This window comes from Pseudoalteromonas sp. XMcav1-K, assembly GCF_044005875.1.
Lineage (GTDB): Bacteria > Pseudomonadota > Gammaproteobacteria > Enterobacterales > Alteromonadaceae > Pseudoalteromonas > Pseudoalteromonas spongiae.
The window spans coordinates 186214-201727 of record NZ_JBIPJE010000051.1 but is presented as its reverse complement, the minus strand read 5'-3'; the positions used below and the strand labels follow the sequence as shown (position 1 = coordinate 201727).

Sequence of the window (15514 nt, the reverse complement as noted above, 5' to 3'; positions counted from 1 at the left end):
CAATAAGTAGTAAAGAGTTTTACAAAACGCAGCTTCGGCTGCGTTTTTTGTTTTTTCATGCGTTATATGTAATATGTCACAGTGTTGTTTTGCTTTTTGTTAAGGAGTGACAAATGAAATGGCTAATATTACTCTTATTTCTTCCACTGAATTTATATGCGAGCCAATGTGGCAAAGACATGGATAAATCCTTAGTAGGTGGTGGATGTGTTTGCCCTATTGGTAAGGATTGGCGCTACGGCCAGTGTGTCAGCTATGGCTTGCCCGAATTTGCCATTGATAATGGCAAAGGCGGGTGGCAATGCATTGAAGGCTATGTTCAAAAAGGTAAACGCTGTGAAAAGTACATTGTGCCGGTAGCGGATAGTAAACTTGTGAAAGTAGCAGTACACGATTGTGATGGCGCAACAACGGGTAAATGCAAATTACCTAAACAAATTCAAAGCTACTTATTAAAGAAACAAAAAACGCAGCTCTAGGCTGCGTTTTTTGTTAAAGCGATTAATTAGCTTTTTTCTTCCAATTGCTTTGCAACTGGCTTGGTTACCTTTTTAGCGGAGGCTTTATCAAAAATACCTAAGCGAATGCGAATAAAGTGAAAGATTTCACGCGGTACGTCAATATCGACTGCGTTTTCTAATCCCTCAAAGCCAGGCGATGAATTCGCTTCGCAAATTTTAAAGTGTTCTTGATCAAATAATAAATCGATACCGGCAACATCTAAGCCTAATACATTAGCTGTTTGCGTTGCTAGCCACTCTATCTCTGGGGTGATTGGATAAAGTTTGCCCACGCCGCCGGCACTTACATTAGCTTTAAAGTTTTCGCCATTTGAATTTCGTTCCATACAGGCAATTGCGCGACCACCTATGGTAAATACACGTAAATCTCGACCATGGCTGGCTTTTACAAACTGCTGAAGAATAATGTTGGCTTTTGGACTTGTAGCTTCAATTAGCTGCATTAAGTCATCAAATTCTCCTGGGGATTTTGATAAAAATACCCCGCTGCCTTGTGAACCCGAAAGGGTTTTAACTACCACAGGAAAGCCAATTTGTTTTTCAACTAGCGCCACATTTACCGGGAACTTAACTAGCATGGTATCGGGGGTTGGTAAGTTTTTCTCAGCTAAAATTTGTTGAGCAAATAATTTGTCTTTTACAACTTCAATAGAATGCGAGCTGTTTACGCAATACACACCTAGTCGCTCTAAGTGACGAACAACAGCAAGGGTAAAGTACGTTGTACCAGCACCCATACGCGGCATTACAAAGTCAGGCAGCTTCTGACGCTCACCATCGATTAATATACTTTTTTCATCATCACGGGTAACCGTAAGATCAAACTGATCCGGTGAAAATACCTGTAACTCAATATTCTCTTCATTTGCGACTTCAACTAAGCGATTAACCTCATATGCTTCTTGTCGTAGTAGTAAGTCATTGTGTTTGTAAATTATCCAACCACGCATTAGTAATTACCTTCTAATTCATTAAATGCGCTGTCAACATTGGCTTTAACTGAACTACTTAGCGTTTGAAATCGTTTGCTTTGAGTAGCCGATTTATACTTGTGCCACAAACTCTCTAATCGAGTTTCGGGGTCTCGTTTTGTAACGCACATAGCCACAAAATTCTCTTCAGTGTGATTTTGTGGCTCTGCTAGTTGATGTTCTAATTGAAATAATCGCTTACCGATGGCTGTTAACAACTCTGCTTCTTGAATTGTAAAGTGGCCGCTACGGTTAAATCCTTGTGGAAAATTCAGGTCATCATAGAAATTGCTTGTTTTTACAAAACCATGTAATAAGTCCATATGAGATACTCATGTTGACAACTTTGCCCATTTTGGCGGAGTATGCGTGAATTGTGTTTACTAAGTACAACAATAAAAATTTATCGTCACGATAAGAGATGCTGCTTTGGATATCGAATTAGTTAAAACCTTTATAGAAGTAAAAAATTGTCGCCATTTTGGTAAGGCGGCTGAAAATTTATATTTAACGCAAGCTGCTGTAAGTTCGAGAATTCGCCAGCTTGAGCAGTATTTTGGCGTAGAGCTATTTATTCGCAACCGTAATAATATTCAGCTTACGCCTGCGGGCGAACGATTTGTTTCGCATGCCGAAGTGATGATGCAAACATTGCGTATGGCTAAACAGGATGTGGCACTAACCCAAGAGCAAGTGACACAAATCTCTATCGCCGGTACGCCGAATACCTGGGATACCTACATTCATGATGCGATTTCAAAAATATACGCAACGCAACCCGATGTGAGCTTGGTAGCTGAAATTTTAGCGCGAGAGCAGATCACGCGACAATTGTTAGAGCGCTCACTAGATATCGCAATTATTTTTGATCCGCCCAAAGCGGAAGAGCTTAAAATTGAATTACTGCATACTTTTGCATTAATCCCGGTATCAACTTCAAGCGAACCAATTGCTAGCCCAAGTGACGTAACCCGTTATATTCGTGTTGATTGGGGCACTAATTTTACTGCATGGCATGGTAAAGAGCTTAAAGGCATGGCAACACCATTAATGCGAACCAGTACAGCACGTATCGCTCTTGATTTAATGTTGCAGTGTGGTGGTACGGCATATTTGCCCGATGTATTAGTAGAGCCTTTTATTGAGCAAGGGTCGTTACATCGATTAGATGCATTACCTGAGTTTAAACGTGATGTGTATATTGCGTACCATAAAGAGAATGAGCATGCGCAAAAACTACATGCTATTCGCCGTATGTTAGGTAAAGAAGAACCAGAAGCCCCTACTATTATTGTGCCTTAATCTTGATAAATATTGGGTAAATAGATTTCCATATTTGCGTCTGGGAATTTAGGCGCTTTAAAGCCAAATTGTTGATAAAGCCCATGCGCATCTTTAGTGGCAAGGGTGAAACGCCTTAAACCTTGTAACTTAGGATGCTCGACAACGGCTTTTATGAGAGTTTTACCAACACTTGCTCCGCGGTATTCGGGTAACACAAAGACATCGAGTAAATTAGCGAATGTGGCATAGTCACTGACTACCCGTGCAAATGCGAGCAATTCGCCGTCTTCATTTTTTATAACAAAGCATAATGAGTTGCTTAACGCCGTTTTTAATGTGTGTTTTGGAATATTTAAACACCAGTATGCATGAAGCGATAAAAACTGATGAATATGTTCAAAATCATGGTCATCAATTATGTGGCACACCTTCATATTGTTTACTCCTTAATAAAAGATAAGTGGTAATGTCAGTAGTAACAGAGTCGCCATAACTAAATTAAAACGTTTTAGCTTTTGTGGATTTTGTAGAAACCCCTTTAGGTATCGACCAACACCAACCCAAAAAAACGAGCAGGGCAAGGTTGCCAAGTTAAACACGATTACGCCTAGCAAAGCTGACGGCCAGTACTGTTCATTGGGTAAGGTAAGTGCGGTTACTAAAGTGAGTAACATTGCCCATGATTTAGGGTTCACCAATTGAAATAGCGCTGCTTGGCTAAAGGTCATAGGGGAGGCGCTACTGTTACTGCTATTTGGCTTACCGCGAGCAATCTTAATGGCTAAATAAATAATGTAGCTGGCAGCAAACGCACTTAATACTTGATGCAACATTGGATACTGTTCAAACAGCTTGCCAAGGCCAAGCAACATAGCTAAATGCATACACGTCATGCCGATACGAATGCCCACAATATGTGGCAGTGTTTTACGAAAACCAAAATTCGCCCCTGAATAGGCGAGCAGAATATTATTTGGCCCCGGTGTGAGAGTTGCGCTTATGCTAAATAATATAAGTGCAGGCAATAATGACAATACTGCGCTGGTTTCCATTTTGATCCTCCAATTGTATCAATACAATTTCATGTTTATTTATATTGTTAGCAATGGCATATTGTTTAAAAAGGATCAATTTAAATATTGTTATGAATACAATTTGGTTGCCAGATGTGACGGAGTATCAAGAGCTCTGTAAATTAAATTCAAAATATCAATCGCTTGCAGATTTAATTGAGCGTGTCGCTCAATCTGGGGTAATTTCTGCTGAGCAAAAATTGCCAGCGCAACGAATTTTGGCCGATCACCTTGGTGTGACTCATGGCACGGTTACGCGCGCCTATGATTTACTCGTTAAACGCGGCATTGCTACGGCAAAACTTGGGGCAGGCACGTTTATAAAAGCGCAGTCAGTTCATCTGGATGAATTAGACGATACCGATTTTTCATCGAGCATGATGCCGCTTATGGGGCAGCAAAATGTATTGGCCGAGCAAATGCGCAAGTTAGCAAATAACGAATCTGCGCTGACAGATATTTTGCGCTACAAACTCAATGGCAGCGATGAACTACAAAGTACGTTTAAAGCTTGGTTAAACGATAAAGGATTGCAAATTGGCAAGCAGGAGCTGATTTTTTGCCAAGGTGCTCAGCAAGCGATTTACAGTGTGCTTGCTGCATTGTGCCAAGCGGGTGATACGGTGCTTCATGAGGAAATGTGTTATCCGGGATTTTATCAAGCATGTGATTCACTCGGTTTAAATACTAAACCGATTGCTCTTACGCCCGCAGGTATCGATTTAAATGCCCTTGAGGCTTATTGTAAGTCGCATAAGATAAAAGCGATTTACATAACGCCAAACTGCCAAAACCCCACCAATATTCGCTATGACCAAGCAACGCTAGATGGACTGCTTGCACTTAGCCAGCGTTATAACTTTTTTATTCTTGAAGATGATGTGAACTACTGTTTGCCTGAAAACTGGCGTTTACCGCTTTGGCAAACTGCCAACGACAGGGTGTTTTATATTGGTAGCTTTTCAAAATACTTTGCTGGTGGCTTGCGTGCTGGTTACTTAATTGCGCCATTTTTGTGGCAACAAGCCGTGCTTAAGCAAATTCATAGTCAGTGTTGGTCGGTCTCGATGATGAATTTTGAGTTGTTAGCACTTGCATTACACGATGATGAATTTAAACGTAACCAATCGCAGCTCGCAGAAGAAGTAAGCGCGCGCATCAACTTACTGCGTTCGCTTTTTGAAAAACATGGTTTAGAGGCCATTTTTTCGGGCTTGAATGTGTATTTACCACTGCCGGAGCATATTAATATGTTCTCACTGGCAAATCAATTAAAAGCAAATCGCGTGATTGTGCGAACCGTTGATGTATTCACACGCAATGGCAACGCGAATTGTAACGCACTGAGATTTACTTTGGGCGGCCCCAGCTCTCGACAAGCATTTGGACTAGGCCTTGCTAGGGTTGATCAAGTGCTAAGGCATCGTGATGGTGGAATAGAGGTGGTCATTTAGCTTAAAAAAGTGCGGGAATGACTTCGAAAAATAGCTGTGGTGTGCTATCTTTTCGCCAATTTTATCGCTATCGATTTATAAGAGACATTTGATGACAATTCGTACACGTGTTGCACCGTCACCAACCGGTGATCCGCATTTAGGAACGGCCTATATTGCACTATTTAACTACTGCTTTGCGAAACAGCAAGGTGGTGAATTTGTACTGCGTATTGAAGATACAGACCAAGTGCGTAGCACGCGTGAATCAGAACAAGCGATTATGGACAGCCTTAAGTGGTTAGGCCTTAACTGGGATCACGGTCCTGATGTGGGTGGTGAGTTTGGCCCTTACCGTCAGTCTGAGCGTTCTGATATGTACAAAAAGTTTGCTCACCAATTGGTTGATGAAGGTAAAGCGTTTTACTGTTTTGCTACAGCTGAAGAGCTTGACCAAATGCGTGAAGAGCAAATGACGGAAGGTCTTCGTCCTAAGTATGACGGCCGTGGTTTAAACTTGTCTGAAGACGAAATTAAAGCAAACCTTGAAGCGGGTAAGCCTTACGTTATCCGTATGAAAATTCCTACGGAAGGTTCTTTCAAGTTTAACGATTACCTACGTGGCGAGATTGAAATCCCGTGGGAAAACGTAGACATGCAGGTGCTTTTAAAAGCGGATGGTTTCCCAACCTATTTCTTAGCGAATGTGGTCGATGATCACCATATGGAAATTAGCCATATTTTCCGTGGTGAAGAATGGATTAACTCGGCGCCTAAGCTATTAAAACTTTATGAAGATTTTGGCTGGCAGCCGCCGGTATTGGGTCACTTACCACTACTGCGTAACCCTGATAAGTCAAAATTATCTAAGCGTAAAAACCCAACATCGATTAATTACTATAAAGAGATGGGCTTTTTACCAGAAGCATTGCTTAACTACCTTGGCCGTATGGGTTGGTCAATGCCAGATGAGCGTGAAAAGTTCACGCTTGATGAAATGATTGAACACTTTGATATGAAGCGTGTATCACTAGGTGGACCAATTTTCGATATCGACAAGCTTAACTGGTTAAACGGTTTATGGATCCGCGAAAACTTATCTGACGAAGAGTTAATGGCGCGTTTCTTTGACTGGAAATTTAACCCTGAGTTACTTGCTAAAGTATTACCACAGGCAAAAACACGTATTAATACGTTATCAGATTTAGTCGATTTAGCAGGCCACTTTGTTGCGGGTACACCACAATATGACCCTGCATTATTAACTGCTGGCAAAGTAGAAGAAGATGTGGTGCGTGAAGCATTACAAATTTTCATCTGGGAATTAGAAGCACTACGTACTTGGGAAAAATCAGAGATTTTTGCCATTGCAAAAGCGGTTGCAACGTACTTTGAGCTTAAGATTAAAGACTTCTTAGAGCCAATTTTTGTTGCTATCACAGGTAAAACATCGTCTACATCGGTTGTTGATGCAATGGAGATTCTTGGTTCAGATATGTCGCGAGCACGTTTACGCGTAGCGTTAAACCATATTGGTGTTTCTAAGAAGCAGGCGAAGAAGCTAGAAAAAGCCTATAAGGCGTACCAAGCGCAATAATAATTACGTTTTAATTTATTGTTTATAAAAGCCAGCATTATGCTGGCTTTTTACATTTTATTACCATTAATTTATGGGCGTTTTTCACAAATTAGGTACGATATATCCGTTTTTAATTTTTCATTCAAATACAAAAGGATATGTTATGAAATCGGTTTCTTTTCTGATTTTTATAGTAACGCTTTTAATTCCCGCTACAGCAATGGCAAAAAACCAAAAGCAAGGTCAATATTTTATCAACTTTGGGGCTGCTTCAAATTATTACAATTACAACAGTAAGGATGCGCGCGACGAGCTAGACCAAAACCTGCAAGATTTATTGGATGATTATGATTTAAATGGTGATGATTCTGACATTGTTAACGCAAGTGTTGGCTTAGGTTATTATGTGACAAACGATTTAGCAGTGCGCGCCAACTATACCTATGGCATTGAACTTGATTGGTTAGACCTCTGTTTTTTTGATTGTAAGAATAATGTGTATCATGACAGCGATGCGAGTATTTTAACCTTAGATGGTATTTATCATTTTTATCATATTAATGATAAGTTATCGTTTTACGGTATCGCTGGTCTTGCAGTAACGCGTGTCTCTACTAAATTAACTTACCATCGCTCGCAGCAGCAAGAGCCGATTGCACGCGAAAACTCAACCAATTTTGGGGCAAATTTAGGCTTAGGTTTACAGTATGATTTCGCCCGCAACTGGGGTTTAAAAGCCGGTTATAGTCACCACACTTTCTTATCTATGGATAAGTATTATTTAAATTTAGAATGGCGCTTTTAGCAATCGTGATTGCCTTTCAACAGGTATGACCAATTATTCAGAAAAACGCTGATAAAATGCGCGGCCAAGTTAAAATTGAGGTTATTTTATGTTATCTGGTTTCTATCAAGAGTCTGAAGGAAAAGTATCGTTCAGCCGTGATCAGGCTAGCCGTTTTGCAAAACTGATTGCTGACGATTACAACCCGCTTCATGATATTGATGCAAAGCGTTTTTGTGTACCAGGTGATTTACTTTTCTCAATGGTGTTAAACAAATACGGTGTAAGTGAAAAAATGCACTTTACTTTTGCTGGCATGGTAGACGAAAAAGTATCGCTTACTTTTCCAAATGCCGACAGTGAAATTGCGTTAACACAAGATGATAAAGTGTACTTATCGGTAAATCGTGAAGGTGAGACATCAACGTGTGAAGAGCTGACCAATAGTTTAATTAAAAACTATGTGGAATTTTCAGGTAAAGCATTCCCACACGTGATTATTCCGCTGATGGGTGAGCAAGAGGTGATGATTAACCCTGCACGCCCTATGGTGATGTATGAGTCAATGTCGATTGAGTTCTCTAGCCTAGATGTTAAACAGCCGGTATTAGAGTTTGTGACGCCTGAATTTGAGCTAACAGGAAAACGCGGAAAAATCACGCTACCGTTTGTTTTTAAAGATGGCGACAAAGTGATTGGTAAAGGTGAAAAGAATATGCTGGTTTCTGGCATTCGTGAGTATTGCCAAAAAACAGTAGATGACCTTATTAGCTACTACAACCAGCGCAAAATTGATTTAAAACCGGCATAATAGATTAGTTGGTTTGGTCAAAAGGCGAGCATTTAGCTTGCCTTTTTTAGTTCTTCTTCTAATGATTGGGTGAGTTGCTCTAGCGCTTTAATTTTTTCTTTCGCAAATTCAATTTGAGAGGCATCAAGTTGTTGGTTTATGCCGTTTACTAACCAAGAGTTTAACAGTTTTACTTTGTCTTTGGCGGCTTGAATATACGCTGTTTTTAACGCGATTTCTTGTTTATTCTCATACGCTAAGTAAGCCTCGTGATCGTCTAAATCACCGGTAAATCTTGTCTCTATCTTAGTTGGTGATATCGGCGGAATATCCACTTTAACATGCGTTTTTACGGGGCTGATTGGTGTTGTTTTTAATCTGCTGTTAACGGTTAATACTGGTGCTTTTGTTTCGATAGATTGTATTTTTTCTGCGGGTTTTTCACTTGAATGCACGGCTTTTGGGGCATTCATTGGAGTATAAGTATTTGGGCTCATTGGCAAATTGCTAAACCAACCAAGCGCGATAATCAACCCTATGACTATGCTAGCAAATAGTAATTTTAATTTCATAATTGGTCGCCTTTTAGCCATTGATTTTTAGCAGTGGCATACTGCTTTTTAGCCAGTGTTGTTGCAAGTGAGGTTTTCGCCTGATAGACAACGGTTTCACTGTTTTCAGGGTAGTAATCATATTTTTTATCAAATACTTGAATGATCACCCATTGCTCTTTAGGTGTGCGTAAAAGCGTTGGACCTTGTTTTGTTGATAAATTAAATGCAGCTTGATTAACAAAGTTATTGTTAAGCGTTTTACGCTTTATAACGGCTTTTTTACTATTAAGTTGCTGTGACAGCGCATTATTTTTGTAGGCGGCTTGTGCAGCTTCTTGCGAGTTAAAGATTAGTGATGCGGCTGTTACTTCTGAACTATAGCGAAATTGCTGTTTATTTTGTTGGTAGTATTTAGCAATTTCAGGTGTTGAAATTTGTTGTTTCAAACTGTCGAGGTATGGGCTTTCATTATGCATACTGGCTTTTACACCAAGGTAGTTAAGCAGAGCTGGCGTGATAGCCTGACTTGTACTGAGTGACTCGAGCACTGGCCAGCGAATATTTGGGTTCTGATGCTGTTGCTTTACGGTTTGGTAATGGGCTTCTACCTTTACGAGTTCAGTTAGTTGCTTAATGTCACCTTGGTGCAGGTTAAAGCGCGCTTGCATGGATGCATCATTATAAGCATCTGCCAATGTATAGCTTGTAGTTAAGGGTTGAGTTAACTTAGCTAAAAGTTGCGTTGTTGCGATGCCATTATGAGGATAGTTACCAAGTAACTGTTTTAGTTTTGTGCTGGTAAGAGCAATGTTTGGCACTGAAACTTGAGTATTTTCGTTACTTAATAAGCTGATCATATAGCGTTTTTTATGATAGTTAGTGCTAAAGCCGACACTTGTAACACGATCTAATAATGTTGGTGCTTTTTGTTTAGCGAGGGCAAGATGAAAGTACAGGGTTTCAAGCCTTTGTTGTGTTTGACTTAGTGTTAACTGCTCACCTTGTTTTACATAAAACTGCTTCATAAAAGCAATTTCTTGGTTATTAAATTGCACATTAGCGTGTGCAAAGCACGCTAAAAGCGTGCTTAATAATACTAAAAACTTCATTTATAGCTGTACCACGGCATGATTAAGTAAATGAACGACCATAGCAATGGCATGTGGGATCACAACTTGCCCGGTATTTACGCGGTCATAGTGATCTTTTGAATTAAGTACTATGCCACCTTGTGAATATGAAAGGGCTCCACCTTGAGTAAGAATAGGGCGAATATCTTGCTGGTTTGCATCAAGTGTTGCGTAGTATTCAAGTGCTTGGCTGACTTTACTAAAATCGTTTAGCTGCTCTTTATCGTAGTAATCTTTTACCCATGATTCCCAACCAGAGTGATTTAAAGCAGACGTTACCCAAGTGTGGTGTGGCTGTAGTAAATCAGTGGTATGAAATACAAATCCTAGGATCTGTGGGTTTTTACTTTCGATAAACTTTTGAAACCAGTACTGACCTAAATGATCAATTGGTTGGAACGGCATTTCTTCAAAGTCATCATACATTTTGTAGTGTGAGTGACCATCGATACGGTAGTTTGCTTCAGTGATTCCGTAGCTATTGTATTTAGTTGAGTCAGAACCAAACCAGCCGGTTTCGCCACCGCGGCCATCGTCCAAGTAATCGCCTTTTAACCAAGTGGCGGCTAAATTATCAATGTCACCCCATACCGTAAGTTTTTGGTAGTTATAACCGCCAAAGTCATTGCCGTGTTGGTCAGGGCCTTGAGTATGGTTTTGAAAGTGCCAGTAGCTAGTGTATTTTACAATGCTCTCAGCTGCGCCCCAAATAGGCGCTTGTACGCAAGACCCTGTGATTGCGCCACAAAAGAATGTATCTTCAAAATCATCAACATCGTAAGCAGCTTGACCAAGTAGGTTAGCCAACTGTGCAACTGACAAGTTAAGTTGAGACGCCCATGCGGACAACTTGGCATATTCAGTAGAGCTTGGGTTTTGTTGCATGTAATTTACTGCATCAATAACAATGCGTTTGTGTGTTTCTTGTGAGAAGGCGTTCGCTTGTTGGCTTGCGCAAGCAATAGCACCAGCAACAAGTAGTGAGATAGCGTTGGTTTTCATGTATACCCTTATTTTTGTTGTTAATAAAGGTACTAAGTTAAGTGTTTAGTTTTACAGCTAATTTACAGTTTAATGAAGTATTTACTCTATATCTTATGTGAGCAGAGCGAAATATTTTTATCTGGTGTAAGCGTTTTAAATGTGAGGTTTATTTAATTGGCTAAGCTAACAAACTTATTAGCAGACATAAAAAAACCGCGAATTTCGCGGTTTTTTTATTTTTGGCTTGTTAGCCAGCTAAGGAATTGGCGTGCGTCGCTTTTGTTTTCGAAATCAACGCGTTGATTGCCTGACTTATCTTCGAAAGTCACCTTGCTTTTGTTGATGGATGCAAAGTCCACAGGCAATGCCACATGGATTTTGGATCCTTGATATAAATAGTCCATTTTCGACTCTCTTATCTAAGTGTTTAGGGTAAACACTGGTTTTACAAGTACAGCCACTGGATCAGGGTGCCTGCGATTTCCATTAACTTAATACAGAGTTATGACGTTTTAATGACGTTAAAGTTCATTATTACACACTGTATTTTCAAAGTGATTCACCAATATAGTGCTTTGTAGATGTTTGAGGTAAGGACATTTGTCCTTAAGGGCGTTTAAAAAACGCCCAGTAGGAATTTTCAGCCTATTTGAACTCTAACTTACCTTTCATAATCGCCCAGTGGCCTGGGAATGAGCAGAAAAATGAATAGTCGCCACCAGCCTTTAATTTGTCGGTCGCAAAAGTGAGTGTGGTTGTTTCGCCGCCACCGATTACTTTGGAATATCCATATACGCGCTCATCGCCTTGTTTTACATATTGGTTATCAATTCCTGCCGACATACCATCTGTTGCAACAGCCTGTATATTTGCTGTGTCTACAACTACAACGTTATGACCCATGGTTTGAGCAGGTAATTTACCAACGTGCTTTAACTCAATGCTAATTTCTTTACAGTCTTTAGAAAAGATCAGTGCTTTTTGGTTGAATTGCATCATATCGTTGGCTTCGAGTGTAGCTTTGCACGAAGCTGATGCATTGGCAGAGAATAGTGCTCCCGCTAACGTAATAAAACCTAACTTAATTAAATATTTCATGTGTTTTCCTATCTAATGCTATTGATAATCGTTTTCATTTTATATTTTAACAACTGACTTGCAAGGTTTTGTTTCAATTAATAAATGGTAAAATGCCTTGTCTTGATACACGTCAGAATAATTTATAGGTTTTACGCGCATGAAATTACAAGAGATCAACAAAGCTCGTTATCGCAATCATTTAAATAAAGTGATTGTTGGCTGCATTGCTGCACTCGTTGTCGGCAGTTTGGGTATTGCACAAGGGCTCATCGCCGTTTTACCGAATGAGCAAGGGGGTCATTTCCACTGGAACCTTGCAGGAGTCGTGATTAGCTGTTTAGTGATTGGTAGCGTGTTAAAAAAATATAAGCATCACGATTTTATGACAGAAGTAACGTATGTTTGGGAGCTAAAAAAGCAGCTAAATTACATTACCCGCAAAATGCGTAGGTTAAAAGCTGCCGTTGAGGAAGGCGATGTTATCGCTATGCAGATAATTAACTACTCATATGCCGGTTCTCGCCAGCTTTGGCAGCTTGATGACAATACTATTACGATGGAAGAGTTGAGTATTTGGCAAGCTGAACTTGATGCAAAAGCCCGTGAAGTGAATGTTATTCTTGATTCTGAAAAATATGATCCGCAAAGCCTTGCAAACTACTGACCGCTTGCTTAAATAAAAAATAAGTGGGGAGTTTTAATTATTTAACTCCCTTTTTATTTTTAAGCAAATACTTAGAGTTACAGGTGAAGTGATATCATTTCTCTATCTGCTTTGGTCATTTTACTAACAACCAATAAAAACGAATTATCTATAAGGCGCTCAATTTCACCTTTTGGCATTGAACCATCAAGAATCACGGTATTCCAAAGCTTTTTATTCATATGATAACCTGGAATAACAGCGTCAAAAATATCGCGTAGCGCAAGTGCTTCATCAGGGTCACATTTTAAATTAATGCAATAGTGACCCGCCATTTTACCATTTGTATCTTTCTCATTACCGTTACCAAGCGATAGGGTCGCAAACATTTTATCTTTGACTTTAAAAACGTCTACGCCTTCTCCAAACGGTTGGCTTACGCTCGTGAAAGGCTTACTCATAAAGTACTCTGTAACCGTGTGCTTATCCATTTTATATGCTTTATTTTATAATTAGGGTTTTATCCTACTAATCAAATTTAGATAAAGTAAAGTCGCAGTAAGCGCTAATTTAAACTTTTAATTGCTTGCCCGATCCCATCTAGCGTAAGGGGAAACATGCGCTTTTCCATTAAGTGCTCAATAATGCCAATTGAAGGGTAGTAGTGCCAATATTGTTTCGGTTGTGGATTAAGCCAAACTACATTACTAAAGTGTTGCGTTATTCTTTCAAGCCATACTCTGCCTGGCTCCTCATTCCAATGTTCAACACTGCCACCGGAGTAATCAATCTCGTAAGGCCCCATTGTTGCATCACCAACAAAAATCACTTTATAGTCGCTCGCAAAGCGGTTGATGATTGTTAAGGTATCCAATACGTCACTGTAACGGCGCTTGTTATCTTGCCATACGTTTTCATATAAGCAGTTATGAAAATAGAAAAACTCTAGGTGTTTAAATTCAGAGTGTGCAGCGCTAAACAGTTGCTCACAGGTGTGAATATAGTCATCCATCGAGCCACCAATATCAAAGAACATAAGTACTTTTACGGCATTGTGGCGCTCAGGTTTCATTTTTACATCGAGCATACCGCCTTGTTTTGCAGTTGCGCTAATCGTGTTATTCAAATCAAGTTCGTCACTTTCACCGCTACGGGCAAACTTTCTGAGCTTTTTTAGCGCGAGCTTCATGGTACGCGAGCTAATATCGGCGTCTTGATCAAGGTTTTTGAACTGGCGTTTATCCCACACTTTTACAGCGCGGCGATGATTGTTGCCATCTTGCCCAATACGTATGCCTTCAGGATTATAACCATAGGCACCAAACGGGGAGGTGCCGCCAGTGCCAACCCACTTATTACCACCGGCATGCCTTTTTTGCTGCTCTTTTAGGCGCTCTGCCAAGGTTTTCATAAGTTTATCAAGGCCACCTAGGGCCTCAATTTTGTCTTTTTCTTCTTGGCTAAGGTGCTTTTCAAATTCCTTTTTTAACCACGCTTCGGGAAGTTGATGTTGGGTTTGCAGCTTAGAGAAAATATCAACAGCCTCAACCCCTTCAAAATATTCAGCAAAAGCGCGATCAAATTTATCAAACTGCGTTTCGTCTTTGACTAGACACAGTTTTGCCAAGTGATAAAAATCGTCGATATTGGCAAATATGACCTGTTTTTTTAATGCATTGATTAAATCCAACAGTTCACGCACGCTCACATTTACGCGGTGTTTTTTTAATGTGGAAAAAAACGCAATCAGCATAAGTGTTAACGCTTAGCGAGAAATGCGAGTTTTTCGATAAGGCTTACATCTTGCTCATTTTTAAGCAGTGCGCCAAAAAGTGGCATAAGTCCGCCTTTTTGAGTTTTATCATGCAAGGTTTGTGCGTCTATATCTTCGGCAAGTAACAATTTAAGCCAGTCGATTAATTCGCTGGTGGATGGTTTCTTTTTAAGGCCATTTACATCACGTAAACCAAAGAAAACTTGCAGTGCTTGTGCAAGTAAATCCTGTTTCACGTTAGGGTGGTGAACTTCAATGATCTGTGCCATTTCCTCTGCTGTTGGAAAGTTTATGTAATGGAAAAAACAGCGGCGTAAAAAGGCATCGGGTAGTTCTTTTTCATTGTTAGAGGTAATAATAACTATTGGGCGGTCGATTGCTTTTACGCGTTGTTGTGTTTCATACACATAGAACTCCATTTTATCGAGTTCTAGCAACAAGTCATTTGGAAACTCGATATCAGCTTTGTCTATTTCATCAATTAATAGAATAGGGCGTTTGTTTGCTTCAAAGGCTTGCCAAAGCTTACCTTTAACAATGTAATTGCTAATGTCGTGTACTTTTTCATCGCCGAGCTGGCTATCTCGCAAGCGTGATACTGCGTCATATTCATATAAGCCTTGTTGTGCTTTAGTTGTTGACTTTATATGCCACTGAATTAACTCAGTATCGAGTGCTTTTGCCAATTCTTCGGCCAACATGGTTTTACCTGTACCCGGTTCACCTTTGATTAAGAGTGGCTTTTCTAACGTAATTGCAGCGTTTACTGCCAGCTTAAGTGAATCTGACGCGATGTAATCTTGTGTACCATTAAATTGCACGGGGCACCTTTTGAAAATTGAACTGGTAAGATCTGTAAGTTTGTCATAATAAGTAATTAAGTAAAGGTCAAACTTGCAGCTAAAAGTAGTAAA

General features: G+C 39.9%; 19 protein-coding genes. 7 read left to right on the top strand and 12 right to left on the bottom strand.

Annotated elements, in window-relative coordinates; translation table 11 throughout:
- Window positions 1–113: 113 nt before the first annotated feature.
- Complete coding sequence (locus ACHSBP_RS20835; protein WP_010560968.1) at window positions 114–479, top strand: hypothetical protein; 366 nt, start codon at window positions 114–116, stop codon at window positions 477–479.
- Window positions 480–505: 26 nt separating this feature from the next.
- Here ACHSBP_RS20835 and ACHSBP_RS20830 read toward each other — a convergent pair whose 3' ends face one another.
- Window positions 506–1471 carry a RimK family alpha-L-glutamate ligase gene (locus ACHSBP_RS20830; protein ID WP_010560967.1) on the bottom strand — a complete coding sequence of 322 codons (966 nt, stop codon included), beginning with the start codon at window positions 1469–1471 and terminating at the stop codon, window positions 506–508.
- On the bottom strand, window positions 1471–1815 hold the full coding sequence (maoP, locus tag ACHSBP_RS20825; RefSeq protein ID WP_010560966.1) for a DUF413 domain-containing protein: 345 nt from the start codon (window positions 1813–1815) through the stop codon (window positions 1471–1473). The genes ACHSBP_RS20830 and maoP overlap by 1 nt, the downstream gene beginning before the upstream one ends.
- 106 nt (window positions 1816–1921) lie before the next feature.
- Between maoP and ACHSBP_RS20820 the strand changes: the two genes are divergently transcribed.
- On the top strand, window positions 1922–2794 hold the full coding sequence (locus ACHSBP_RS20820) for a LysR family transcriptional regulator (protein WP_010560965.1): 873 nt from the start codon (window positions 1922–1924) through the stop codon (window positions 2792–2794).
- Here the strand turns inward: ACHSBP_RS20820 and ACHSBP_RS20815 are convergent.
- A complete protein-coding gene (locus ACHSBP_RS20815; RefSeq protein WP_010560964.1) occupies window positions 2791–3210 on the bottom strand; it encodes a GNAT family N-acetyltransferase in 420 nt (139 codons plus the stop codon). The genes ACHSBP_RS20820 and ACHSBP_RS20815 overlap by 4 nt on opposite strands.
- A gap of 12 nt (window positions 3211–3222) precedes the next feature.
- The gene (locus ACHSBP_RS20810; protein WP_010560963.1) at window positions 3223–3828 is read right to left on the bottom strand and encodes a LysE family translocator; all 606 of its coding nucleotides are present in this window, start codon (window positions 3826–3828) and stop codon (window positions 3223–3225) included.
- A gap of 92 nt (window positions 3829–3920) precedes the next feature.
- Between ACHSBP_RS20810 and ACHSBP_RS20805 the strand changes: the two genes are divergently transcribed.
- The 4 genes from ACHSBP_RS20805 (at window position 3921) to ACHSBP_RS20790 (ending at window position 8456) form a co-directional block, all read left to right on the top strand.
- A complete protein-coding gene (locus tag ACHSBP_RS20805) occupies window positions 3921–5303 on the top strand; it encodes a PLP-dependent aminotransferase family protein (protein WP_010560962.1) in 1383 nt (460 codons plus the stop codon).
- A gap of 91 nt (window positions 5304–5394) precedes the next feature.
- Window positions 5395–6879: a glutamate--tRNA ligase gene (gltX, locus tag ACHSBP_RS20800; protein WP_010560961.1), complete on the top strand. Its 1485-nt coding sequence runs from the start codon at window positions 5395–5397 to the stop codon at window positions 6877–6879.
- A 145-nt stretch (window positions 6880–7024) separates the two neighbouring features.
- Window positions 7025–7666 (top strand): outer membrane protein, encoded by a 642-nt coding sequence (locus tag ACHSBP_RS20795; protein ID WP_010560960.1) that lies wholly within the window; start codon window positions 7025–7027, stop codon window positions 7664–7666.
- A gap of 88 nt (window positions 7667–7754) precedes the next feature.
- Window positions 7755–8456: a DUF3581 family protein gene (locus ACHSBP_RS20790; RefSeq protein WP_010560959.1), complete on the top strand. Its 702-nt coding sequence runs from the start codon at window positions 7755–7757 to the stop codon at window positions 8454–8456.
- Window positions 8457–8488: 32 nt separating this feature from the next.
- Here ACHSBP_RS20790 and ACHSBP_RS20785 read toward each other — a convergent pair whose 3' ends face one another.
- The 5 genes from ACHSBP_RS20785 to azu all read right to left on the bottom strand — a co-directional run bounded on the left by ACHSBP_RS20785 (window position 8489) and on the right by azu (window position 12201).
- The gene (locus tag ACHSBP_RS20785; RefSeq protein WP_010560958.1) at window positions 8489–9007 is read right to left on the bottom strand and encodes a hypothetical protein; all 519 of its coding nucleotides are present in this window, start codon (window positions 9005–9007) and stop codon (window positions 8489–8491) included.
- Window positions 9004–10098 (bottom strand): hypothetical protein, encoded by a 1095-nt coding sequence (locus ACHSBP_RS20780; protein ID WP_395390328.1) that lies wholly within the window; start codon window positions 10096–10098, stop codon window positions 9004–9006. The genes ACHSBP_RS20785 and ACHSBP_RS20780 overlap by 4 nt, the downstream gene beginning before the upstream one ends.
- The gene (locus tag ACHSBP_RS20775; protein WP_010560956.1) at window positions 10099–11121 is read right to left on the bottom strand and encodes a phospholipase; all 1023 of its coding nucleotides are present in this window, start codon (window positions 11119–11121) and stop codon (window positions 10099–10101) included.
- Between the two features lie 215 nt (window positions 11122–11336).
- A complete protein-coding gene (locus ACHSBP_RS20770; RefSeq protein ID WP_010560955.1) occupies window positions 11337–11507 on the bottom strand; it encodes a hypothetical protein in 171 nt (56 codons plus the stop codon).
- A gap of 241 nt (window positions 11508–11748) precedes the next feature.
- Window positions 11749–12201 carry an azurin gene (azu, locus tag ACHSBP_RS20765; RefSeq protein ID WP_010560954.1) on the bottom strand — a complete coding sequence of 151 codons (453 nt, stop codon included), beginning with the start codon at window positions 12199–12201 and terminating at the stop codon, window positions 11749–11751.
- Window positions 12202–12340: 139 nt separating this feature from the next.
- Here azu and ACHSBP_RS20760 point away from each other — a divergent pair, with 139 nt between their 5' ends.
- Complete coding sequence (locus ACHSBP_RS20760) at window positions 12341–12847, top strand: DUF3087 domain-containing protein (RefSeq protein WP_010560953.1); 507 nt, start codon at window positions 12341–12343, stop codon at window positions 12845–12847.
- A gap of 77 nt (window positions 12848–12924) precedes the next feature.
- Here ACHSBP_RS20760 and ACHSBP_RS20755 read toward each other — a convergent pair whose 3' ends face one another.
- The 3 genes from ACHSBP_RS20755 to ACHSBP_RS20745 all read right to left on the bottom strand — a co-directional run bounded on the left by ACHSBP_RS20755 (window position 12925) and on the right by ACHSBP_RS20745 (window position 15421).
- Entirely contained in the window at window positions 12925–13317 is a 393-nt protein-coding gene (locus ACHSBP_RS20755) for an MmcQ/YjbR family DNA-binding protein (RefSeq protein ID WP_010560952.1), read from the bottom strand.
- Between the two features lie 74 nt (window positions 13318–13391).
- Window positions 13392–14579, bottom strand: a complete 1188-nt coding sequence (locus ACHSBP_RS20750; RefSeq protein WP_010560951.1) for a VWA domain-containing protein — start codon at window positions 14577–14579, stop codon at window positions 13392–13394.
- A 5-nt stretch (window positions 14580–14584) separates the two neighbouring features.
- A complete protein-coding gene (locus tag ACHSBP_RS20745) occupies window positions 14585–15421 on the bottom strand; it encodes a MoxR family ATPase (RefSeq protein WP_010560950.1) in 837 nt (278 codons plus the stop codon).
- Between the last annotated feature and the right edge of the window lie 93 nt (window positions 15422–15514).